Annotated in this window: 15 protein-coding genes; 9 read left to right on the forward strand and 6 right to left on the reverse strand. The window is 74.0% G+C overall.

Annotated features, from left to right (window positions below; translation table 11 throughout):
* Nucleotides 1-290: 290 nt before the first annotated feature.
* From AB0D49_RS27730 to AB0D49_RS27740, 3 genes are all read right to left on the reverse strand, one after another.
* Nucleotides 291-3,113 (reverse strand): SpoIIE family protein phosphatase, encoded by a 2,823-nt coding sequence (locus tag AB0D49_RS27730; protein WP_362762207.1) that lies wholly within the window; start codon nucleotides 3,111-3,113, stop codon nucleotides 291-293.
* Between the two features lie 627 nt (nucleotides 3,114-3,740).
* Nucleotides 3,741-6,260, reverse strand: a complete 2,520-nt coding sequence (locus AB0D49_RS27735) for a SpoIIE family protein phosphatase (RefSeq protein WP_362762209.1) — start codon at nucleotides 6,258-6,260, stop codon at nucleotides 3,741-3,743.
* A gap of 270 nt (nucleotides 6,261-6,530) precedes the next feature.
* Entirely contained in the window at nucleotides 6,531-7,415 is an 885-nt protein-coding gene (locus AB0D49_RS27740) for a fructosamine kinase family protein (protein ID WP_362762211.1), read from the reverse strand.
* Nucleotides 7,416-8,080: 665 nt separating this feature from the next.
* Here AB0D49_RS27740 and AB0D49_RS27745 point away from each other — a divergent pair.
* A complete protein-coding gene (locus AB0D49_RS27745) occupies nucleotides 8,081-10,192 on the forward strand; it encodes a discoidin domain-containing protein (RefSeq protein ID WP_362762415.1) in 2,112 nt (703 codons plus the stop codon).
* A 133-nt stretch (nucleotides 10,193-10,325) separates the two neighbouring features.
* On the opposite strand, the gene AB0D49_RS27750 is transcribed toward AB0D49_RS27745, so the two are convergent.
* A complete protein-coding gene (locus tag AB0D49_RS27750; RefSeq protein WP_362762213.1) occupies nucleotides 10,326-10,937 on the reverse strand; it encodes a TetR/AcrR family transcriptional regulator C-terminal domain-containing protein in 612 nt (203 codons plus the stop codon).
* A 234-nt stretch (nucleotides 10,938-11,171) separates the two neighbouring features.
* Between AB0D49_RS27750 and AB0D49_RS27755 the strand changes: the two genes are divergently transcribed.
* From AB0D49_RS27755 to AB0D49_RS27765, 3 genes are all read left to right on the forward strand, one after another.
* Nucleotides 11,172-12,647, forward strand: a complete 1,476-nt coding sequence (locus AB0D49_RS27755) for an APC family permease (protein ID WP_362762215.1) — start codon at nucleotides 11,172-11,174, stop codon at nucleotides 12,645-12,647.
* 64 nt (nucleotides 12,648-12,711) lie between these two features.
* Nucleotides 12,712-14,280 (forward strand): amidohydrolase, encoded by a 1,569-nt coding sequence (locus tag AB0D49_RS27760; protein ID WP_362762217.1) that lies wholly within the window; start codon nucleotides 12,712-12,714, stop codon nucleotides 14,278-14,280.
* Nucleotides 14,281-14,778: 498 nt separating this feature from the next.
* Nucleotides 14,779-16,017: a phytase gene (locus AB0D49_RS27765; protein ID WP_362762417.1), complete on the forward strand. Its 1,239-nt coding sequence runs from the start codon at nucleotides 14,779-14,781 to the stop codon at nucleotides 16,015-16,017.
* A gap of 59 nt (nucleotides 16,018-16,076) precedes the next feature.
* On the opposite strand, the gene AB0D49_RS27770 is transcribed toward AB0D49_RS27765, so the two are convergent.
* Together AB0D49_RS27770 and AB0D49_RS27775 are read right to left on the reverse strand one after the other, a co-directional pair.
* Nucleotides 16,077-17,129: a medium chain dehydrogenase/reductase family protein gene (locus AB0D49_RS27770; protein ID WP_362762219.1), complete on the reverse strand. Its 1,053-nt coding sequence runs from the start codon at nucleotides 17,127-17,129 to the stop codon at nucleotides 16,077-16,079.
* Between the two features lie 167 nt (nucleotides 17,130-17,296).
* Entirely contained in the window at nucleotides 17,297-17,860 is a 564-nt protein-coding gene (locus AB0D49_RS27775; RefSeq protein WP_362762221.1) for a TetR/AcrR family transcriptional regulator, read from the reverse strand.
* A gap of 118 nt (nucleotides 17,861-17,978) precedes the next feature.
* Here AB0D49_RS27775 and AB0D49_RS27780 point away from each other — a divergent pair, with 118 nt between their 5' ends.
* From AB0D49_RS27780 to AB0D49_RS27800, 5 genes are all read left to right on the forward strand, one after another.
* Nucleotides 17,979-18,371 carry a VOC family protein gene (locus AB0D49_RS27780; protein ID WP_362762223.1) on the forward strand — a complete coding sequence of 131 codons (393 nt, stop codon included), beginning with the start codon at nucleotides 17,979-17,981 and terminating at the stop codon, nucleotides 18,369-18,371.
* A 122-nt stretch (nucleotides 18,372-18,493) separates the two neighbouring features.
* Complete coding sequence (locus AB0D49_RS27785) at nucleotides 18,494-19,501, forward strand: alpha/beta hydrolase (protein ID WP_362762225.1); 1,008 nt, start codon at nucleotides 18,494-18,496, stop codon at nucleotides 19,499-19,501.
* A 199-nt stretch (nucleotides 19,502-19,700) separates the two neighbouring features.
* Nucleotides 19,701-21,155 (forward strand): glyceraldehyde-3-phosphate dehydrogenase, encoded by a 1,455-nt coding sequence (locus AB0D49_RS27790; protein ID WP_362762419.1) that lies wholly within the window; start codon nucleotides 19,701-19,703, stop codon nucleotides 21,153-21,155.
* 116 nt (nucleotides 21,156-21,271) lie between these two features.
* Complete coding sequence (locus AB0D49_RS27795; RefSeq protein WP_362762227.1) at nucleotides 21,272-21,877, forward strand: WHG domain-containing protein; 606 nt, start codon at nucleotides 21,272-21,274, stop codon at nucleotides 21,875-21,877.
* Nucleotides 21,874-23,061 (forward strand): GDSL-type esterase/lipase family protein, encoded by a 1,188-nt coding sequence (locus AB0D49_RS27800; protein ID WP_362762229.1) that lies wholly within the window; start codon nucleotides 21,874-21,876, stop codon nucleotides 23,059-23,061. The genes AB0D49_RS27795 and AB0D49_RS27800 overlap by 4 nt, the downstream gene beginning before the upstream one ends.
* Nucleotides 23,062-23,079: the final 18 nt, after the last annotated feature.

Here is a 23,079-nt window from a genome sequence, read left to right on the forward strand (position 1 = left end):
GGTGCTCGTGCTCCGCAGCTCGCAGGGAGTCGGGCAGCGGAAAGCGCCGCCCGGCGGGAACCGGGACGGCGAGCGCGAACGCAGAAGCGAGTGGGGCGCCGCCGTCAGCGGGCGGATCGCACCTTCTGGGACCAGATACCTCGTGCCATGCGGATCAGGCTAACAGTGCCCCGAACGTGGCTTCGAGTGATTTTCCGCGGGGTCGGGGTCTGCGGGGTCAAGGGTCTGCGGGTCGGGGTCTGCGGGGTGAGGGGCTGCGGGTCGGGGTCTGCGGGTCGGGGGCCGCGGGGTCAGGGTCCGTGTCCGCCCGGCAGTGGCTGCTCCGCCCAGATCACCTTCCCGGTGGGCAGATAGCGCGTGCCCCAGCGGTCGGCGAGCTGGGCCACCAGGAACAGGCCCCGGCCGCCCTCGTCGGTCATCGCCGCGTAGCGCAGATGCGGGGCCGTGCTGCTGCTGTCGAAGACCTCGCAGATCAGCGTGCGGTCGCGCAGCACCCGGACCCGGATGGGGGCGCCGCCGTAGCGGATGGCGTTGGTGACGAGTTCGCTGAGGATCAGTTCGGTGGTGAACGCGGACTCGTCCAGGTCCCAGTCGCTGAGCTGGCGCAGGACGGCCGCGCGGACCTCGCCGACCGCCGCCGGGTCCGGCGGCACCTCCCACTCGGCGACCCGGTCGGCGCCCAGCGCGCGGGTGCGGGCCACGATGAGGGCGATGTCGTCGCCGGGCCGCTCCGGCAGCCGGGCGTCGACGACCGTGCGGCAGGTGTCCTCGGGGGACGGCCCCGCGTGCTCCAGGGTGGTGCGCAGGATCTCCAGGCCCTCGTCGATGTCCCGGGTGCGGTCCTCGACCAGACCGTCCGTGTAGAGCACCAGCCGGGTGCCCTCGGGCAGTTCGACGTCCGCCGTCTCGAACGGCAGCCCGCCCAGCCCCAGCGGCGGCCCCGCCGGAAGCTCCACGAACTCCACCGTGCCGTCGGGGCGGATCAGCGCGGGCGGGGGATGCCCCGCGCGGGCCATCGTGCACACCCGGGAGACCGGGTCGTACACCGCGTACAGACAGGTCGCGCCGGTCACCGCCGCCGAGCCGTCGGCCGTCTCGTGCTGGTCGATCCGGCTGACGGATTCGTCCAGGAGGTGCAGGAGTTCGTCGGGCGCCAGGTCCAGGGCGGAGAAGTTGTGGACGGCCGTGCGGAGCCGCCCCATCGTGGCCGCCGCGTGCAGCCCGTGCCCGACCACGTCCCCGACGACCAGCGCCACCCGCGCCCCGGACAGCGGCAGCACGTCGAACCAGTCGCCGCCGACCCCGGACTGCGCGGGCAGATAGCGGTACGCGATGTCCAGCGCGTTCTGCTCGGGCAGGGTGCGCGGCAGCAGACTGCGCTGGAGGGTGACCGCCATGGTGTGCTCACGGGTGTAGCGGCGGGCGTTGTCGATGGAGACCGCCGCCCGCGCGACCAGCTCCTCCGCCAGCGCCCGGTCCTCGGCGTCGAACGGCTCGGGCGCCGCGCACCGCCAGAAGTTGACCAGCCCGAGGATCAGCGCACCGGCCCGCAGCGGTGCCGTGATCAGCGAGTGGATGCCGTACTCCAGCACCTGCCCGGTCAGTTCGCGGTCCTGGGCCTGCCAGCCGGGCGCGTCCCGCAGCCGGGGCTCCACCACGGCCTGACCGCTGCGCAGCGCCTGCGCCTGCGGCGACGACGGCACGAAGTGGATGCGCCGGCCCACCGGGTACAGCGGCGCGTCCTTGCGCACCCCGCTGAACGCGGCGCGCCGCAGCTCGGTGCCCGACCCGGGAGGGTCGCCGCCGATCACCGCGTCGAAGAGGTCGACGGAGACGAAGTCCGCGAACCGGGGCACAGCCAGCTCGGCCAGTTCCTCGGCGGTCCGGCCGACGTCCAGGCTGGTGCCGATCGCGACCCCGGCGTCGTACAGCATGTCCAGCCGTTCGCGGGCCACCTCGGCGCGGCCGGACAGGGCCCGCAGCTCGGTGGAGTCGCGCAGGGTCGCGACGCTTCCGGCGGGGCCGCCGCGCAGATCGGTGGGGCGCTGGTTGATGGCGAGCAGCCGGTCGCCGACGAGATGTACCTCGTCCGTCGCGACCCGCCCGGAGGCCAGCAGATCGGCCGTGTCGGGCGCCAGGCCGAGGGCGCTCACATGACGGCCCTCCGCGTCGGCGGGCAGGTCGAGCAGGCGCTGTGCCTCGTCGTTGGCGAGCAGCAGCTCGCCCTCCCCGTCGACGATGGTGACGCCCTCGCGCACCGCGTGCAGTACGGCGTCGTGGTGCTCGTACATCCGGGTCATCTCGCGCGGGCCCAGACCGTGCGTCTGGTGCAGCAGCCGCCTGCTGACCAGCGCGGTCCCGCCGGTCGCCAGGGCCACCGCGACGGCGGCGGCGAACAGCACCAGCGGCAGCTGCTGGTTGGCCGTGCCCCCGACGTGGTCGGTGGTGATCCCGGCCGACACCAGGCCGACGACCCGCCCGTCGGGGTCCTGGACCGGCACCACCGCCTGCACCAGCCGCCCGATCGTCCCGTCGATCTCCTCGGTCACCGGCCGCCCGGCCAGCGCCGGGGCGAAGGTGCCGACGAACTTCTTCCCGATCCGGTCCGGCTTGGGGTGGGTGTACCGCACCCCGTCGGTGTTCATGACGACGATGAAGTCGACCTTGGCCGCCTCGCGCGCCGCCTCCGCCTGTGGCTGGAGCACCGCGGACGGGTCCGGGGCGCGCAGCGCCGCGCGGGTGCCGGGCGCGTTGGCGAAGGTCTGGGCGACGGTCAGGGAGCGGTCGGTGGCCTCACGGGCGCTGTCCATCCGGCCCTGGAGCAGCAGCGCCACCACGGCCGCCACGACCAGTACCACCACGATCGCGACCTGGAAGAGGAAGACCTGACCGGCGACGCTCCGGCCGCTGAGCGCCGAGCGCAGCGCCGCGAGCGGACCGGGCAGCGCGCGGGCCCCCCGGGCGGGACGGCGCGGGGGCGGGGAGGCGGCGGCGGTGCGGGTCACGGGCGGCTCACCGGCTTCCCGGGCAGCGCCGTGGGAACGCTGCGGATGCACTCCGCCGAGGCGACGGGGCGGCCGGGTCTTCGCGGTGCGCCCCAATAGCCGGACCATGTGCCCTGTTTACACTCCTCCGCCCCCTGAGGCGAGAGGTGTCACGCAAGGTCACGGCCCGGGTACGGGTTCTGGTGGAATCACCAGTGCGGGGGGCCGGGGGCGGGGCCGGGGGCCGGTCCGGGGGCGGAGGCGGTCCGGGGGGCGTTCCCGGGCGGGCGCGGTGACACGGGGGCGGGTGGGGGAGCGGGGCGGCGGTCGTGGTGGGGACCGGCGTTATGTGGGCCTTGTTCGGGGGTGGGGGCGGGGTGATGTGGCCGCTGGTCGGGGTCCGGGTCGGGGTGACGAATGCCGCGTTCCGGGTCGGGACCGGCGTCATGTGTGCCCCGTTCGCCGTCGGGGGCGGAGTGATGTGCGCCCCCTTCGCGGGTGGAGTCGGCGTGATGTGAGCCGCTTTTCCGGCCGGGGCTGGCGTCATGTGCGCCCTGTCTCCGGTCGGGCCCGGGTTGGTGTGCGCCCTGTCTCCGGTCAGGCCCGGCGTCATGTGCGCCCCGTCCCCGGTCGGGCCCGGCTTGGTGTGCGCCCCGTCCCCGGTCGCGCCCGGCGTCATGCGCGCCCCGTCCCCGGTCGCGCCCGGCGTGGTGCGCGCCCCGTCCCCGGCCGGGACCGGTGTCATGCGCGCCCCCTTCACGGGCGGGGCCGGTCCTGGGTGCGGCGGGACGCGAGGAGGAGGGCGATGTCGTCGGGGCGGTCCGCGGTGTGCCGGGTCGCCGCGGTGAGTCGGTCGGCGACCGCCGCAAGCCAGCGCGTCCCCGGACGGCTCACCGGGGCGCCGCCCCGCGCGAGGGCGATCCGCAGCGCCCCGATGCCGTCGTCGATGTCCAGGCCGGGCCGCTCGACCAGCCCGTCCGTGTAGAGCGCGAGGATCGCGCCGGGCTCCATCGTCACCTCCGTGACCGGGTAGCGGGCGTCGCCCAGCACGCCGAGGACCACTCCGACCGGGGTGTCCACGCGGTGGGTGCGGCCGTCGGGGCGGCGCAGCAGCGGTGGCGGATGGCCCGCGCGGGCGATCCGGGCCGAGCCGGTCGCCGGATCGAGCCGTACGTAGCAGCAGCTCGCGAACTGTCCCGGGTCCAGGTCGATCAGCAGCCGGTTGGTGCCGTGCAGCACCTCGTCGGGCGGCCGGTCGTCCAGCGCGAACGCCCGTACCGCGCTGCGTAGCTGCCCCATCGTGGCCGCCGCCTGTACGCCGTGCCCCTGGACGTCGCCGATCACCAGCGCCACACCGTCACCGGCCTCCACCACGTCGTACCAGTCGCCGCCCACGTCCATGCCCTGGGTGCCCGGCAGATAGCGGCCCGCGGTCTCCACCCCGGGGTGCGTGGACAGCCTGCGGGGCAGCAGCGCCCGCTGGAGGCCCCGGGCGAGCGCGGCCTCCGTCTCGTAGCGCTGGGCCTTCTCCATGGCGTGGGCGATCAGCCCGGCGAGGGAGGTGAGGACGGTCCGCTCCTCGGTGCTGAAGCGGCGCTCGCGGTCGAAGCCGAGGATGCAGGAGCCGACCCGGCGGCCCGACGCGATCAGCGGGAGGAAGGCGCGGGCGCCCTCCATCGTCTCGACCGGGATGCCCGGGTAGGCGGCGGCGAGTTCCCCCATCGAGTCGAAGAACATCGGCCGGCCGGTGGTGAGGGTCTCGACCCCGGGCAGCCGCGCGTCCAGGCCGACCCCGTCGAACTGGTCGAGGAAGCCGTCCGGGAAGCCGGACTCCCAGGCGAGGTACAGATGCCGGTCCTGGAGCAGATAGATCGCGAGGCGGCGCCCGCCGAACGCGGGCAGCAGCTCCTGCATCACCACCGCTGACACCTGCCGCGCGGTGGCCGCCTCGGACAGCGCGATGGCCAGCACGATCGGCCGGTACACCGGCTCCGCCGGGACGGCCGGACGGACCGCGTCCGCGGACGCCCCCGGTGCCTCCGGTGCGTCCTGTGACGACGGTCCGGCCGGGCTGCCGGTCACCCGGCTGGTCGGTACGACCGTGCAGGTCAGCAGCTCACCGTCGGGGTGGACGGAGAAGGCCAGCCACGCCCCGGCCCCGGCTTCGGTCCCGCTACCGCCGTCGGACGGCGGCCGTTCGACGGGGAAGTGCACCGGGCCCGGCGACAGCAGGGCGGACCGCAGATGGTCCTCGCAGGCGGGCCGGGCCAGCCAGGGCACCGCCTCCCACAGACAGCGCCCGGTGAGCCGGGCGGACGGGACCCCGAGCAGGGCTCCGGCGCGCGGATTGGCGTAGCCGACGACCCCGAGCCGGTCGATGCAGAAGACGCCCTCGGGCAGCCGGTCGGCGGCCTGCTCGGCGGCCGAGCCGCCGTCCGCGACCAGGCCGTGCACCAGCCGTGAGCCGTCCGGCGGCCACAGGTCCACCAGGCGTAAGGAGCCGCCCGCCAGCCGTACGGGCAGCGGCTCGGCGGGCGGTTTGCCGTGCGCCGCGTCCCGCAGGAGCACAGCCAGCCGCCGGGCGTCCGGCGGGGCGAGCCCCGCGGTGAGCGCCGTCTCCGTCTCCGGCGGCGGCTGCGACACCAGCCCCAGCAGGGCCCGTACGCCGTCGTCCGCGGTGACCGCGTCGGTCCGCGGGTCCCAGGTGAACCGGCCGATCCGGGCGGAAGCGGGCGCCTTGGTGGGCGGCCGGGTGCTCAGCGGCTCGCCGTCCCATACGGGAGGCGTCCCCGCGCGGGCCAGGGGACCCAGCCGCCCTCCCAGTTCCTCCGCCAGCCGGGACAGCCGGTCCCGCTCGGTCAGCAGCCCCGTCGCGTCCGTCACCGGCGGCAGCAGCGCGGTCAGCGCGCCGCACACCCCGTCGGTGCCCGGCACCGGCAAGCTGAGCACCCCGAACGGGAACGGCAGCGCCGCCGCGAACTGCGGATAGCGGCGCATCGTCTCGGTGGCGTTGGGCAGCACCACCTGCACCCCGAGCCGGAAGGTGTCCGCGATCGGCACCGGCCGCCCGGCGTGCACCTGCCACCACGGGCGGAAGAGCGGACCGGGGACACCGGTCACGGCGGCCAGCCGCAGGATGTCCGGGTCCGTGGAGCGCAGATACACCCCCACGACCCGCGCGGCCACCGCGCCCGCCGCCTCCGCCGTGACCTCCGTCAGCAGCGCGGGCAGCCGGTCTCGTGTCCCGTGCGGTCGGTCCTCGGCGCTCCCAGTCATCCGGCCCCACCTCGTCCCCGCGCCGCGCAGGCGACACAGCAAGAATGCGCCACCCGCCGCCCTGTCCGCACCCGGACGCGCATCCACGCCCCCCTCGGCCGCACCACGCCGATCCCCCGTCCGCCGCGCGAACGGTAAGGCAGGATAATCCAGCACCGGCGCCGGTGCCGGAAGCCCTGGGACACGGTGAGTGGGAGCGATTCCGCGAAGTACGGAGGGCGGTCCCGGGAGTCTCGGGGAGCGCCGGTGAGGCACCGCGCGGGACGTCCTTCACGCGCGCAGACACGCCCGGACCGCCGACACCGTGCGCCCCGCGTACGCGCGCCCGAACAGCACCACGTGCACCAGCAGCGGGAAGAGCTGGTGCAGCGCGACCCGCCCCGACCAGCCGTCGGCCAGCGGAGCCACCTCCTGGTAGCCGTCCAGGACCGCGTCCAGATGCGGGCAGCCGAACAGGTCCAGCATCGCCAGATCCGTCTCGCGGTGGCCGCCGTGCGCCGCCGGGTCGACCACCCGTACCCGGCCGTCGGCGCCCCAGAGCACATTGCCGTTCCACAGGTCGCCGTGCAGCCGCGCGGGCGGCTCCACGGGTCCCGCCAGTTCCGGCAGCCGGGCGCAGACCCGCTCGACCTCCCGCCCCTCGGCCCCGCTCAGCGTGCCCTGGTCCACCGCGCCGCGCAGATAGGGCAGCACCCGCTCGGCGGCATACCATTCCGGCCAGTGGGCCGCCGGGCTGTTCCGCATCGGAGCCCGTCCGATGTACGCCTCGGACGGTCCGCCGGGCGGCGCGGCGCCGAACGCGGGCGCGCCCGCGCGGTGCAGCCCCGCCAGTTCCCGCCCGAACCGGACCGCCGCCGCGAGGCCGGGCGCCCCTGTGGCGACCCATCCGGTCACCAGCCACTCGGGGTCCTGCCCCAGCACCGACGGCACCCGCACGGTCCCGGCGCCCGCCAGCCACCGCAGCCCCGCCGCCTCCGCGCGGATCGCGTCCGGCGCGTCGCCCCGCTTGACCATCACCGACCGGCCGTCGTCCAGACCGGCCTCGGCGACCGCGCCGGAGACCGGGCGCACCTGCTCGACCCGCCGTCCGGTCAGCCGCCGCGCCGCCTCCGCGAAACCCTCGTCCGCGCTGTCCGCGCTGTCCGCGCTGTTCACGGTCCCGGGACCTCCTTCGCTCGGCGCTCCCGCCCCAGCGTAGGCAGCGGCCGGTACGGGGCTCCATGAACTGCTCCCCCATGCCTTCCGCATCGGGGCGTGCGGGGGGCGGGGGAGGTGTGCCGGGGGCGCCCGGCGCGTCCGGGTCCCTCCCGCGTCGCGGCGAATCCGTCCCAGGGGGTTGCCGGATGTTTGTGTCACCCCTTAAATCATGTTCTGAAGTAAGCCGCGCGGGTGAGGCGTTGCCCCTGCGCGGCGCACCGGCACCCGCACCGAGCACCAGCAATCGCGCACCGGCACCAGCAATCGCGCACCGGCACCAGCAATCGCGCACCGGCACCAGCGATGGCGCACCCGCACCTGTGCACCCGCCCCGTTGAAGAGCACCGCAGAGGAGCCGCATGAGACGCCGTACGAACAGCCCCCCGAGACGCCCTCTCGGACGTGCCGTCAGGCGCGCTGTGAGACATGCCGTCGGGCACACCGTGAGACGTGCCGTCAGGCACACCGTGAGACATGCCGTCGGACACGCCGTCAGACGTGCCGTCAGGCGCGCTGGAGATCCCGCCGCACGCCCCGCCGCCCAACGCCCCGCCGCCACACGCCCCGGCACCAGCCTCAGGCCGCTCGGCTGCCTGGCCGCCGCCCTCGTCGCCACCGCGGCACTGCTCGCCCTGCCCCCCACCGCCGTGGCCGCCGACGCCGTCGCCCCCGCCGTCGCCGCCTGTGGCACCGCCGACGCGGCTCGCGGCCGGCCCGCCTCCGCGTCCTCCGTCGAGCACGCGGGCACCCCCGCGTCCGCCGCCTTCGACGGGGACGCCGGGACCCGCTGGTCCAGCCAGTTCGCCGACCCGCAGTGGGTCCAGGTCGACCTGGGGTCGGTCAAGAGCCTGTGCCGGATCGACCTGACCTGGGAGACCGCCCACGCCAGGGACTTCACCCTCCAGACCTCCACCGACGGACAGGGCTGGACCACCCTGCGGACCGTCACCGGCGCCACCGGCGGGCAGGTGTCGTACGACGTCACCGGGTCCGGCCGCTATCTGCGGGTGCACGGCACCGCCCGCGCCACCGGCTGGGGCTACTCCCTGTGGGACGTCGCCGTGCGCACCACCACGGACGGCACCGGGCCCATCGAGGGCGGCGGCGATCTCGGGCCCAATGTGATCGTCATGGACCCGTCCACACCGGGCATCCAGCAGAAGTTCGACGAGGTGTTCAGCCGTCAGGAGGCCGACCAGTTCGGCTCGGGCCGCTACCAGTTCCTGCTGAAGCCCGGCACGTACCACGGCATCAACGCCCAGCTCGGCTTCTACACCTCGGTCTCCGGGCTCGGTCTCAACCCCGACGACACCCAGATCAACGGGGACATCACGGTCGACGCGGGCTGGTTCGACGGCAACGCCACGCAGAACTTCTGGCGCTCGGCCGAGAACCTCGCCCTCACCCCGGTCAACGGCACCGACCGCTGGGCCGTCGCCCAGGCCGCGCCGTTCCGCCGGATGCACGTCAAGGGCGGTCTCAACCTCGCGCCCAACGGCTACGGCTGGGCCTCCGGCGGCTATATCGCCGACTCGAAGATCGACGGCACGGTCGGCCCGTACTCCCAGCAGCAGTGGTACACCCGGGACAGCTCGGTCGGCGGCTGGACCAACGGGGTCTGGAACCACACCTTCACCGGCGTCGAGGGCGCCCCCGCCACCAACTTCGACACCGGCCCGTACACCACCATGGACACCACGCCGATCTCCCGTGAGAAGCCGTTCCTCTATCTCGACGGCACCGAGTACAAGGTGCGGGTGCCCGCCGAGCGGACCAACGCGCGCGGGGTCTCCTGGCCGGCCAACGCGGGCGGGACGTCGCTGCCGTTGAGCCAGTTCTACGTGGTCAAGCCCGGCGCCACCGCCGCCACCATCAACGCCGCCCTCGCCCAGGGCCTGCACCTGCTCATCACCCCGGGCGTCTACCACCTCGACCGGACCATCCAGGTCAACCGTCCCGACACCGTGGTCCTCGGCCTCGGTCTGGCCACCCTCATCCCGGACAACGGCGTCGACGCCCTGCATGTGGCCGACGTCGACGGGGTGCGGCTCGCCGGGTTCCTGATCGACGCCGGGCCGGTCAGGTCCGACACCCTGCTGCGGGTCGGCGACCCGAACGCGTCCGCCGACCACGCCGCCAACCCGACCACCATCCAGGACGTGTTCATCCGGATCGGCGGCGCGGGCCCCGGCCTCGCCACCGACTCCATGGTCATCAACAGCGACGACGTACTCATCGACCACACCTGGATCTGGCGCGCGGACCACGGCGAAGGTGTCGGCTGGGAGACCAACCGCGCCGACTACGGACTCCGGGTCAACGGTGACGACGTCCTCGCCACCGGTCTGTTCGTCGAGCACTTCAACAAGTACGACGTCTACTGGAGCGGCGAACGCGGGCGCACGATCTTCTTCCAGAACGAGAAGGCGTACGACGCGCCGAACGCCGCCGCCATCACCCATGACGGCATCGTCGGCTACGCCGCCTACAAGGTGGCCGACACGGTCGACACCCATGAGGCGTGGGCGCTGGGCAGTTACTGCAACTACACCTCGGACTCCAGCATCGTCCAGCACCACGGGTTCCAGGTCCCGGTCAAGGCGGGGGTCAGGATGAACCATCTGATGGTGATCTCGCTGGGCGGCAAGGGCCAGTACGCCCATGTCATCAACGACACCGGGGCGCCGACCTCGGGCACCAGCACCGTCCCGTCGAAGATCACGCGCTTCCCGTAGCGGCACCTTCGCGGACGACGTCCGTCCCCGGAACCGCCGATCCGCGCGGGCCCGGGGCGGACGTCAGTGGTGTGAAGCGGACGTCACCGGTGTGAAGCGGACGTCACCGGTGTGAAAAGGCGGCGACCGCGCCTCACCCCCCGGCCGCCAGCACCCCCCGCGCATGTCCCAGGACCGCCGCGAGCCCCACCTCGAACGCCCGGTCCGCGCGGCCCTCGCCGACCGCCGCCAGCACCTCGGCCAGCCGGGGTGTCGGTGTCCGGTCGGACAGCTCCCACATCGCCTCCGGCGCCGCGAGGTCCAGCGCGGAGCCCAGCACCAGGTTCTCCAGGGCGATGACCAGCGGCATCACCGTGTCCGTCGCGAACCCAGCATCCAGCAGCAGGGTCACCGCCCGCTCGTACTGCTCCAGCACCCGCGGTGCCCGCACCGGTGAGGTCATCAGCAGCGGGATCGCCCTCGGGTGCGCGGCGAACGCCGCCCGGTAGGAGCGCGCCCACTCCTCCAGCGCCCGGTCCCAGGGCGTCAGCTCCAGCGCCGCCGCGTCCAGCCCGACGGCCACCCGCTCCCGCAGCAGTTCCACGATGCCGTCCCGGCCGTCCACATGGTGGTAGACCGAGCCCGTCTGCGCGCCGAGCCGCCGGGCGATCTCCGGGACGCTGAAATCGCCCCGCTCGTCCACGAGTCTCAGCGCGGTCGTGGTGATGCGCTCCCGGTCGAGGAGCGGTGTGCGCGGCCGTCCCATGGTCGGCGGTCTCCCTCGTGCTGTCCGATGTGCTGTCGGCGTGCTGTCCGGTGTTCTGTCCGGCGTTCTGTCCGAAGGGGCTTCCCGGATGCCCGAACGGGAGGTTACATTGCGCCAACCGAAAGGCTTTAGGTTTATGGGCCGCGAGCTACCCCACACCGTCGGACCCGACGACCGCATTCCGTGACACCGCAGGTCAGCGCCGCTCTCCCGCGCCGTTCGAAGGGTTCACCCATGTCCGTCCCCGCCCCCGAGGCCGCCGTCCCCCAGGCCGGTTCCGAGGCCGCCGGTTCCGAGACCGCCCCCGGTCTGCGCTCCGGCTCCCTCGGCACCTCCGACATCGCGTTCTTCGTGGTGTCGGCCGCCGCCCCGCTCACCGTGATGGCGGGCGTCGCCCCGCTCGCCCTGGTGCTCGGCGGCGTCGGCGCCCCCGTCGGCTATCTCCTCGCCGGACTCACCCTCGCCGTCTTCGCCGTCGGCTTCACCACCATGAGCCGCCATGTGAAGAGCGGCGGCGCCTTCTACGCCTACATCACCCGCGGCCTCGGCAAGCCCATCGGCATCGGCGCCGCCCTGCTCGCCCTGGTCGGCTACAACGGCATGGAGATCGGCGTCTACGGGCTCCTCGGCACCGCCACCCAGGACACCGTCGCGGCGCTGTTCGGCACGGACATCCCCTGGCTGCCGGTGTCCCTGCTCGGACTGCTGCTGATCGGCTACGGCGGCTACCGCTCCATCGACTTCGGCGCCAAGCTCCTCGGCGTCCTGCTGGTCGCCGAGACCGGCATCCTCGTGCTCCTCGCGGGCGGCGTGCTGATCCAGGGCGGCGCGAACGGGCTCTCGCTCACCTCCTTCGCCCCGGGCAACGTCTTCGTCCCCGGCACCGCCGCCGTCCTCGCCTTCGCGTTCGCCGCGTTCACCGGCTTCGAGTCCACCGTCATCTACCGCCGCGAGGCCCGCGACCCGCAGCGCACGGTCCCGCGCGCCACCTACCTCGCCGTCGGCTTCCTCGGCCTGTTCTACGCCTTCACCGTGTGGATCGTCGTCCAGGCGTTCGGCGACGCCCGGGTCGTCCAGGCGGCCGGGGAGGACCCCGGCGGCCTGTTCTTCGCCGCCATCACCACCTATGTCGGCGGCTGGGCGGCCGACCTGATGCATGTCTTCATCGTCACCAGCGTCCTCGCCTCCCTGCTCGCCTTCCACAACGCCATCAACCGCTACGGCCTCGCCCTCGCCGAGGAAGGCGTCCTGCCTCGCGCCCTCGGCCGTATCCACCCCCGCCACCGCTCCCCGTACGTCGCCGGGATCGCGCAGACCGTGCTCGGCGCGGTCGTCGTCCTCGCCTTCTGGGCGGCCGGCGCCGACCCGTACAGCCAGTTGCTGCTCTGGGTGAACACACCGGGCATGCTGGGACTGATGGTTCTCCAGCTGATCGCCGCGCTCGCCGTGTTCCGCTACTTCCGTACGGTCCCGCACCAGGAGGGCGTCCTGCGCACGGTCGTCGCCCCGGTCGCCGCCGCCGTCCTGCTGACCGCCGCGATCGTGCTGGTCGTCGACCACCTCGACCTCTTCACCGGCGCCTCGCCGCTGGTGAACACCGTCCTGATCGCCGTCGCGCCCACCGTGTTCCTGGCCGGTCTCCCGCTGGCCGCGTGGCTGCGCCGCAGACGCCCGGAGGTGTACGCCGACTTCGCGTCCGAACCGCAGTAACGGCCCCACCGCACCTCGTCCGCGCCACGGCCGTGGCGCCCCACCGCACAAGGGAGTCCCCCGTATGCCCACCGCCGACCTGATCCTCACCGGCGCCCACGTCCGCACCCTCGACCCGGAGCGGCCCGCCGCCACCGCCGTCGCCGTCACCGACGGCCGGATCAGCGCGGTCGGCAACGCACCGGACGTACGCGACTGGCGCGGACCGGGCACGGAGGTGATCGGGCTGGACGGCGCCCACCTCGTCCCCGGTCTGACCGACGCCCACAGCCACCCCGTGTGGGGCCTGGACATGGCCACCGGCACCGACCTGTCCGGGATCGCCGACCTCGCCGCGCTGCGCTCGGTGCTCGCCGGGGCGGTCCGCATCGACGGCTGGGTCATCGGCTTCGGCCTGGACCACAACGCCTTCGAGGGCCGCCCCGTCGACCGGGACCTGATCGAGGACGTCCTCGGCGACGCCCCCGCCTTCCTGCGCCTGTACGACGGCCACTCCGCCCTCGCCACCGGCGCCGCCCTCGCCGCCGCGGGCGTCACCGGGCCGCGTGCCTTCGCCCAGCGCTCCGAGGTCGTCTGCGACAGCGCCGGACGCCCCACCGGCCATCTCGTCGAACACGCGGCGATGGACCTGGTCACCGCCGTGCTCCCGCGCCCGTCCTACGCCGAGCGCCGCACCCGGCTGCTCGACCTGCTCTCCGCGATGGCCGCGACCGGGCTGACCGGCGCCCATGTCATGGACGGCGGCGACCTCGACCTGCTCACCACGGTCGCCGAGGAGACCGTCCTGCCGCTGCGGCTGCGGTTCGCCCCCTGGTGTATGCCCGGCGCCGACGGGGCCGCCCTGGACGAGCTGATCGCCCTCCAGGGCCGCCGCGGACGCCACTGGACCGTCGGCGGCGTCAAGTTCTTCATGGACGGCACCGTCGAGGGCGGCACCGCCTGGCTGGAGCACGCCGACTGCCACGGCCAGGGCACCGAGGCGTTCTGGCCCGACCCCGAGGCGTACGCGGCGGCCGTACGGCATCTGCACACGGCCGGGGTGCGCACCGCGACCCACGCCATCGGCGACGCGGCGGTCCGCAACGTCCTGGACGTGGTGGCGGGCCTCGGCCCCGGCGGACGCGGCGCCCACCGCGTCGAGCACATCGAGACCGTGCCGGACGAGCTGCTGCCGCGCTTCGCCGCGCTGGACGTGGCCGCCTCCATGCAGCCGCCGCACGCCGGGTACACCCGGGCCGACGGCACCGACGAATGGTCCCGGCGGCTGGGCGGAGCCCGCGCGGGACGCGCCTGGCGGCTGCGGGACCTGCGCGACGCGGGCGCCACGGTCGCCCTCGGCTCGGACTGGCCCATCGCCCACTACGACGCCCGTACGGTCCTCGCCACCGCCCTCGCGCCCCGGGGCGCCGCGTCCCGCAGCGCGGGGCTGACCGGCCTTGAGGCGCTGGAGGGCCTCACCACCCACGCGGCCCGCGCGGCGGGCGAGTCGGCCGTCACGGGCCGGATCACCGTGGGCCACCGCGCCGACCTCACGGCCCTGGCGGTCGACCCGGTACGGGCCCCCGCCGACGAGATCACCGACACGGAGGTCCGGCTGACGGTGACGGGGGGACGGGTGATGCACCGGGGGTGATGAGCGGGGTTGTGGGCGGGGCGCTGGGTGGCGGGCCTGTCCTTGACTCCGGCGACTGGGGCGCTGGCTGGTGGGCGGGGCGTTCGCTGCGGCGGCCGGGGTGGCGGGTGGTGGGCGGGTCGTTCGCTGCGGTGGCCGGGGTACTGGCTGGTGGGCGGGTCGTTCGCTCCGGTGGTCGGGGTGGCGGCTGGTGGGTCGGCCGTTCGCGGCGGCGGTCGGGACGCTGGACGGTGGGCGGGCGCTCGCTCCGGCGGCCGGTGCCGCTCGCCGTGGACGGGACCAGCGCCCCGGCGTCCGCGGCGCCGACGGTCAACCGGTCGTTCCCGTAGGCGCGTTGAGTGAGGCTTCCCCCGGCGTTCACCCGGTGTTCGAAACCCGGTTCGCGTCTGTCGGCCGCCCGCCGAGAGGGTCGTCGCCGTCCGTCCACCACCCCAGAAGGGACCGACTGTGACGACGCGTCAGACGCTGCGAGGCACTTGGCTGGTACTCGGCGCGGTGCTGGCCACGGCCTGGGCGACGCCCGCCGGGGCCGCCGGGCCACCCACCGTGCAGCCCCGGGCCGAAACGGCGGCCCTCTACGACGACGAGGCCGGCGGCAACGCCAACGCGGACGACCCGGCGATCTGGCGCAACCCCGCCGACCCGGACCGCAGCCTGGTCGTCGCCACCGCCAAGGAGGGCGGACTGCGCGTCTACGACCTCGCCGCCCGCGAGGTCCAGTCGATCGCCGCCCCGCCCGCGCCCGGCGCGGACGACGCCCCCGGCCGCTTCAACAACGTCGATCTCGTCCTCGGCACCCGGCTGACCGGCGCCCGCGCCGACCTGGCCGTGGTCAGCGACCGGGGCCACGACCGGCTGCGGATCTACCGCGTCGACGGCGACCGCCCCGGCGCCCCGCTCAAGGACGTCACCGACCCGGCCGCCCGCCCCGTCTTCAACAGCACCCAGGACGAGATCAACGAACAGGCCACCGTCTACGGCCTCGCCACCTGGACCGACCCCCGTACCGGCCGCTCCTACGCGCTGGTCAGCCGCCGCAGCCGGACCCAGATCGCGCTGCTGGAGCTGACCCCGGGCCGGGCCGGGACCGTCGGCTACCGCACGGTCCGCACCCTGACCCTGCCGTCCGCCTTCCCCCTCCCCGACGGCACCACCTGGACCCCCTGCGGCGAGCCGGACGAACTCCCGCAGGTCGAGGGCATGGTCGTGGACCCGGCCAACGCCACGCTGTACGCCGGTCAGGAGGACGTCGGCATCTGGCGGCTGCGCGCCGACCTCACCGGACGGCCCGTCCTCATGGACAAGGTCCGTGAGTTCGGCGTGCCCGGCACCTATGACGAGGAGACCGAGGAGTGCGCTCCCGGCGCCGACCCCGGCTTCGGCGGGGCGCATCTGGCGGCGGACGTCGAGGGGCTGACCCTCCTCGACCGGCCCGGCGGCACCGGCCACCTGCTGGCCTCCGGCCAGGGCGACAACACCTTCGTCGCCTACGACCGCCGGGTGAGCACCGGCAACGCCCACCGGGCCGCCTTCCGGATCACCGCCGCCTCCGCGACGCTGGACGGCTCCGAGGTGTGCGACGGGGCCGCCGCGCTCAACGCGCCGCTCGGCAAGCGCTACCCGGGCGGGCTCCTCGTGGTCCAGGACGGCGAGGAGACCCCGGCGGACGGCGACCGCGAGTCCACCGGCTTCAAGTACGTCGACCTGCGGGACGTCAAGAACGTCCTGAACCGCTGACGTACGGGCGCCACGGGGGACCGGTGTCCGTACCGGCACCGGTCCGCCCGCCCCCGCGTTCACGCGTCCGCCGTGATCACCACCTTGCCGACCGCCGTGCCCGACTCCGCGTACCGCAGCGCCTCGGCCGTCTCGCTCAGCGGGAACGCCCGGTCGACCCGGGCCTCGATCCCGCCGGACCGCAGCAGCGCGAACACCTGCTCCAGATCGGTGCGCAGCGCGTCCCGGTAGCGCTCGGGACGGCGGGCCTTCCCGGCCCAGAGATTGAAGAAGTGCGCGCCCCGGCGGTTCGGCAGCGCGTTCCACAGCGCGAGCCGCGCCACCAGCCGGAGCACGGTGAGCGTGCCGTTGCCCGCCCGGTCCCGGGTCGAGGCGCTGCCGTACGCCACCAGCGTGCCGCCGGGGGCCAGCATCCGCCAGGAGTTCCTGACGCTGTCGCCGCCCAGGTGGTCGAAGACCGCCGCCACCCCGTCCGGCGCGAGCGCGCGCACCCGGGCGAGGACATCGCCCCGGTAGTCGACCGGTTCGGCGCCCATCGCGGCCACCGCCGCCTGGTTGCGGGCGGACGCCGTGCCGATCACCCGGACGCCATGGGCGCGGGCCAACTGCACCAGGACGCTGCCCACCCCGCCGTTCGCCCCGTGCACGACCACCGTGTCGCCCGCGCGCACATGGGCCGTGCGGAACAGCATCCGCCACGCCGTCGCCCCGTTGGTGACCAGCGACTCGGCGTCGGCGGGCGCCACACCGTCCGGCACCGGCACCAGATCGCGGCTGTCCAGCAGCATCCGGTCGGCCCAGCCGCCGGTCTTGGTGAGCGCGGCGACCCGGTCGCCCACGGCGACCCCGGGCTGCCCCGGCACCGGCGGGCCCAGCCGCTCGACCACCCCGACGACGTCGTAGCCGGGGACGAAGGGGAAGGGCGGCATGTCGTAGTACTTGCCCCGGCGCATCTGCTGCTCGGCGAACGAGACGCCGCTCGCCTCCATACGCACCAGCGCCTGACCGGGGCCGGGCTCTCCGAGATCGCGCACCCGCACGACGAGCGACTCGGGCTCGCCGACGCCGGGCAGCACGATCTCGGTGGCCTGGGTGACGGTGTTGTCGTTCATGGTGTCCTCCGGAGTTCCGGTCGGGGGAGAAGATGAAGACCATGGATGAGGAGCGGTCATGTGGAGCGGTTGTGAGGAGTGGTCGACCACTCACTCTTTAGGGCTAAGGGAGGGCGACCGTCGGGGGAGGCTGAGCGGTCGCCCGGTGGGCAGGGGGGCGCGGGGGATCAGTAGTGGGTGATGCCCGCCGCCAGCGTGCGGATCCAGGGCGCGTCCACGCCGTCCGCGTCGATCGACACGATCAGATGGCAGAGCATGCCCGTCGCGAAGAAGCCCTGGATCTGCTCGGGGCTGCCGCCGGACGCGCCGCGCACATACTCCACCGCCCGCGCGTATCCGGCCCGGACCGCCTCGCGGACCGTGGGCTCCGAGACCGCGGCGGCCTGTGCGTGCAACTGCACCATCAGCAGATCCTTGTCGCTGATCAGCCGGGCATAGGACTCGCCCATCGAGTCGAGGACCGCCTCCGGCGCGCTGCTCGTGGCCTGGGCCGCGCCCTCCTCCAAGGAGGCCCGCACCCGGGCGAAGCAGTGCTCGACGACCGCCGTGAACAGCGCCTCCTTGTGGGGGAAGAGCCGGTAGACGTACGCCTGTGAGATGCCGGCCGCCTTCGCCACCTCCGAGGTCGTCGTGCCGAAGTAGCCGCGGGCGGCGAACGCCCCGATGGCGGTCCGCAGGACGGTCGCCCGGCGTTCCTCGGCGGTGGAGAGTCGACGCGGTTCCGTGGTCATGTGAGTACTCAACCACTCACACTTTCCGCTGTCAACCGCAGGCCCTCCCGGGACACCGCCCCCGTCCCTGCGTACGGTGGGACGAGGAACCGGCCCCACCCCTGCCAGGAGGCGTGCGATGACGGGTGAACCGAGCTTCTTCGAGATCGGCGTGGCCGACCCCGAGCGGGGACGGGCCTTCTATGGAGCCCTCTTCGGCTGGGAGCTGCGGCCCGGCCCCAGCGGACACGGCCACACGATCGGCACACCGGGGCTGCCCGGCGGTCTGCACGGCGGCGACCAGGGCGCCTCGCCGTATCTCTTCTTCCGGGTGGACGACCTCGACGCGGCCGTCGCCCGGGTCCTCGCCCTGGGCGGCACCGTCGAGGAACTGGGCGACGAGGGGGACGAGTCCACCGACACCGACACCGACACCGACACCGATTCCGAGGCCCGCTTCGGGCGGTTCAAGCTCTGCCGGGACGACCAGGGCTCGGCGTTCGGACTGCACCAGCCGCCCGTCGCGGGATGACCCGCCCCTAGGGGCGATTTGCCGGAACGGCAACATCCTTCGCGCCCGACCGCGCGCCCGGCACAGGATCGTCCCCGGCGGCCCCGACGGGCCGCCCCCGCCCGGCCCTGGAGGAGCGCCCCATGCCGTCCACCGCAGCCCCCACCCCCGACCCCACCCTTGACCATGCCCCCGTCCACCGTCTGGTCCCCACCCCCGCGGGCCGCACCCATCTGGTGGAGCGGGGCAGCGGACCCCTGGTGCTCCTCGTGCACGGCTTCCCCGAGGGCTGGTACTCCTGGCGGCACCAACTGCCCGCCCTGGCCGCCGCCGGGCACCGCGCGGTCGCCGTCGACGTCCGCGGCTACGGCCGCTCCTCGCGCCCCGCCGACCCCGGTGCCTACCGCCTGCTCGACCTGGTGGCCGACGCCGTCGCCGTGGTGGAGGCCCTCGGGGAGCGCGAGGCGGTGATCGTCGGCCACGACTGGGGCGCGAACATCGCCGCGACCGCCGCCCTGCTGCACCCGGCGGTCTTCCGCGCGGTCGGCCTGCTCAGCGTCCCCTACAGCCCGCCCGGCGGACCCCGCCCCAGTGAGATCTTCGCGGCGATGGGCGGCGACGAGGAGTTCTACGTCTCCTACTTCCAGACGCCGGGCCGCGCGGAGGCGGAGATCGAGCCCGACGTACGGGGCTGGCTCGCCGGTTTCTACGCCGCCCTGTCCGCCGGGACCATGCCCGCGCCGGACGCCCCGTCGCCGTACTTCGTCGCCCCCGGCGGCGCGCTGCGTGACCGCTTCCCGGCCGGGACCCGCCCCTCCTGGCTGGGCGCGGCGGAACTGGACGTCTTCGCGGCGGAGTTCGAGCGCACCGGCCTCACCGGCGCCCTCAACCGCTACCGCTGCATGGACCAGGACTGGGCCGACCTCGCCGCGCACTCCGGCGCCCCGGTCACCCAGCCGTCCCTGTTCATCGGCGGCGCCCTCGACGCCTCCCTGACCTGGCTGGCCCCGGCGATCGAGGCGTACCCGACGACCCTGCCCGCGCTGGCGGGGTCCCACATCCTCGACGGGGCCGGTCACTTCGTCCAGCAGGAGCGGCCCGCCGACGTCAACCGGCTGCTGGTCCGCTGGCTGGCGGAGCTGGAGCGCTGAGGGCACCGCCCGCCGCGCCGAGCCACGCGGCCCGTGCCGCGACGGCGTCCGGCAATCAGATCACCCTGGCGCGCCCTTTTCCACGGGCGCCCCTCCACGGGCGAAAAGGGACCAAGCGACGCCCCCCGTCGGGCCCGGAGGCGCCAGGGTTACCATATGAGCGCCTCCTAGCTCGAAAGATACGCCTGTGACTGCGCCTGTGACCGTCAACGACGAGTCGTTCACCAACTGGAAGACCCGCGAGGAGATCGCGGAGTCGATGATCCCGATCATCGGGAAGCTACAGCGCGAGCGGGACGTGACCGTTCTGCTGCACAGCCGCTCCCTGGTGAACAAGTCGGTGGTGAGCCTCCTCAAGACCCACCGCTTCGCCCGCCAGATAGCCGGTGAGGAGCTGTCGGTCACCGACACCATGCCGTTCCTCCAGGCGCTCACCACCCTCGACCTCGGCCCGTCCCAGATCGACCTGGGTATGCTCGCCGCGACCTACCGGGCCGACAGCCGGGGCCTGTCCGTCGCCGCGTTCACCGCCGAGGCGGTCGCCGGGGCGACCGGCGCGAACAAGATCGAGTCCCGTCAGCCGCGCGATGTCGTGCTCTACGGCTTCGGCCGCATCGGGCGTCTCGTCGCCCGGCTGCTGATCGAGAAGACCGGCTCCGGCAACGGACTGCGGCTGCGCGCCATCGTCGTCCGCGACAGCGGCAGCGGCGGCCAGGACCTGGTCAAGCGGGCCTCACTGCTGCGCCGCGACTCCATCCACGGCCAGTTCCACGGCACCATCACGGTCGACGAGGCGAACAGCACGATCATCGCCAACGGCAATGAGATCAAGGTCATCTACGCCGGAAGCCCCGCCGAGATCGACTACACCGAGCATGGCATCGACAACGCCATCCTGATCGACAACACCGGCAAGTGGCGCGACCGCGAGGGCCTCTCCAGCCATCTGCGGCCCGGCATCGACAAGGTCGTCCTCACCGCCCCCGGCAAGGGCGACGTCCCCAACATCGTGCACGGCGTCAACCACGACACCATCAAGCCGGACGAGCAGATCCTGTCCTGCGCCTCCTGCACCACCAACGCGATCGTGCCGCCGCTGAAGGCGATGGACGACGAGTACGGTGTGCTGCGCGGCCATGTGGAGACCGTCCACTCGTTCACCAACGACCAGAACCTGCTGGACAACTACCACAAGTCGGACCGCCGGGGCCGCTCCGCGCCGCTCAACATGGTCATCACCGAGACCGGTGCCGCCTCCGCCGTCTCCAAGGCGCTGCCCGACCTCAAGGCCCGGATCACCGGCAGCTCGATCCGTGTCCCCGTCCCGGACGTCTCGATCGCCATCCTCAATCTCCAGCTCGCCCGGGAGACCACCCGCGAGGACGTCCTCGACCACCTCCGCGAGGTCTCCCTGACCTCGCCGCTCAAGCGGCAGATCGACTTCATCACCGCCCCCGACGCGGTCTCCAGCGACTTCATCGGCTCCCGCCACGCCTCCGTGGTCGACGCGGGCGCCACCAAGGTCGAGGGCGACAACGCGATCCTCTACCTCTGGTACGACAACGAGTTCGGCTACTCCTGCCAGGTCATCCGGGTCGTCCAGCATGTCTCGGGCGTCGAGTACCCGACCTTCCCGGCGGCCGTCACCGCGTAGCCCGTCCCCCGGTATCACCCGCCGGTCCCGCGCGAACCGGCCCGCCTGCGGCGGACCAGTTTGCCTAAAGGTATTAGGCAATTGCATGATGGTCTTCGGTTTCTGAGAGGACGGCCATGGTGCGCGCGGGACTCACGGCGGAACGGCTGACCGAGGCCGGGGCGGAGCTGGCCGACGAGGTCGGCTTCGCCGAGGTCACCCTGTCGGCGCTGGCGCGACGCTTCGACGTCAAGGTCGCCAGCCTCTACTCGCATGTGCGCAACTCCGAGGACCTCAAGGCCAGGATCGCGCTGTACGCCCTGGAGGAACTGGCCGACCGGGCCGCCGCCGCCCTCGCCGGCCGGGCCGGGAAGGACGCCCTGGCCGCCTTCGCCGATGTCTACCGCGACTACGCCCGCGCCCACCCCGGCCGCTACGACGCCGCCCGGCTCCGGCTCAGCCCCGAGGCCGCCGCCGCGAGCGCCGGAGGCAGACACGCCCAGCTGACCCGGGCCGTCCTGCGCGGCTACGACCTCACCGGCCCCGACCAGACCCACGCCGTCCGGCTGCTGGGCAGCGTCTTCCACGGGTACGTCAGCCTGGAACTCGCCGGAGGCTTCAGCCACAGCGCCCCCGACTCCCAGGAGTCCTGGGAACGGATCGTCGACGCCCTCGACACCCTGCTGCGCACCTGGCCCGCGCCCACCCCGTCCCGTCCCGCGAGCGAGGCACCCCGCCCATGAGCGCCCCCACCGGCCCCGGGTGGATCACCACCCCCCTCACCGCCGACCTCGTACGCGGTGCCCTCGAACTGGAGCGCACCCCGCGCGGTCTGCTGCCGCACCGGCTGCCCGCCGCCGCCCGCGCCCAGAGCCCCGACGCCCAGATCGCGCTGGCCGAGTCCCAGCCGTCCGGCGTCCGGCTCGCCCTGCGCACCGAGGCCACCGCCCTCGAACTCGACACCCTCGCCACCAAACGGGTCTACGTCGGCGCCCCGCCCCGCCCGGACGGTCTCTACGACCTGACGGTCGACGGCCGACTCACCGCCCAGGCCACCGCCACCGGCGGCAACACCCTCACCCTCGACCTGGCCACCGGCTCCGCCGACCTCGCCGCCGGCCCGCCCGGCACCGTCCGCTTCACCGGACTGCCCGCCGGGCCCAAGGACATCGAGATCTGGCTGCCCTACAACGAGATCACCGAGCTGATCGCGCTGCGCGGTGACGCGCCCATGGCGCCGCTGCCCGACCGGGGCCGCCCGGTGTGGCTGCACCACGGCAGCTCCCTCAGCCATGGCTCGGACGCCGCGAGCCCCACCACGACCTGGCCCGCGCTCGCCGCCTCGCTCGGCGGGGCGGACCTGGTCAATCTCGGGTTCGGCGGCGGCGCCCTGCTCGACCCCTTCACCGCCCGCGCCCTGCGGGACACCCCGGCCGATCTGCTCAGCGTCAAGATCGGTATCAATGTGGTCAACACCGATCTGATGCGGCTGCGCGCGTTCACCCCGGCGGTGCACGGGTTCCTCGACACCCTGCGCGAGGGTCACCCCACCACGCCCCTTCTGGTGATCTCCCCGCTGTACTGCCCGATCCACGAGACCACCCCCGGCCCCACCGCCCCCGACCTCGACGCCCTCGCCCGGGGCCAGGCCCGGTTCGTCGCCACGGGCGATCCGGCGGAGGTGCCGTTCGGCAAGCTCACCCTGAGCGTGATCCGCGACGCGCTCGCCCGGATCGTCGAGCAGCGGGCCGCCGACGACCCCCATCTCCACCACCTGGACGGCCGTGCCCTGTACGGACCGTCCGACGCCGACGACCTCCCGCTCCCGGACCGGCTCCACCCGGACGCGGCGACCCATCGTGTGATCGGTGAACGCTTCGCGGCCCGTGCCTTCGCGCCGGACGGCCCGTTCGCGCCCGGCGCCTGACGCACGGGGTCCCTCTCC

It is taken from the genome of Streptomyces sp. NPDC048290, from assembly GCF_040652095.1.
Taxonomy (GTDB): domain Bacteria; phylum Actinomycetota; class Actinomycetes; order Streptomycetales; family Streptomycetaceae; genus Streptomyces.

Coding starts and splice junctions, on each gene's coding strand:
- AB0D49_RS27730 (WP_362762207.1), bottom strand. CDS start 3,113: ATGGTCCGGCTATTGGGGCGCACCGCGAAGACCCGGCCGCCCCGTCGC.
- AB0D49_RS27735 (WP_362762209.1), bottom strand. CDS start 6,260: ATGACTGGGAGCGCCGAGGACCGACCGCACGGGACACGAGACCGGCTG.
- AB0D49_RS27750 (WP_362762213.1), bottom strand. CDS start 10,937: ATGGGACGGCCGCGCACACCGCTCCTCGACCGGGAGCGCATCACCACG.
- AB0D49_RS27755 (WP_362762215.1), top strand. CDS start 11,172: ATGTCCGTCCCCGCCCCCGAGGCCGCCGTCCCCCAGGCCGGTTCCGAG.
- AB0D49_RS27760 (WP_362762217.1), top strand. CDS start 12,712: ATGCCCACCGCCGACCTGATCCTCACCGGCGCCCACGTCCGCACCCTC.
- AB0D49_RS27770 (WP_362762219.1), bottom strand. CDS start 17,129: ATGAACGACAACACCGTCACCCAGGCCACCGAGATCGTGCTGCCCGGC.
- AB0D49_RS27775 (WP_362762221.1), bottom strand. CDS start 17,860: ATGACCACGGAACCGCGTCGACTCTCCACCGCCGAGGAACGCCGGGCG.
- AB0D49_RS27780 (WP_362762223.1), top strand. CDS start 17,979: ATGACGGGTGAACCGAGCTTCTTCGAGATCGGCGTGGCCGACCCCGAG.
- AB0D49_RS27785 (WP_362762225.1), top strand. CDS start 18,494: ATGCCGTCCACCGCAGCCCCCACCCCCGACCCCACCCTTGACCATGCC.
- AB0D49_RS27795 (WP_362762227.1), top strand. CDS start 21,272: ATGGTGCGCGCGGGACTCACGGCGGAACGGCTGACCGAGGCCGGGGCG.
- AB0D49_RS27800 (WP_362762229.1), top strand. CDS start 21,874: ATGAGCGCCCCCACCGGCCCCGGGTGGATCACCACCCCCCTCACCGCC.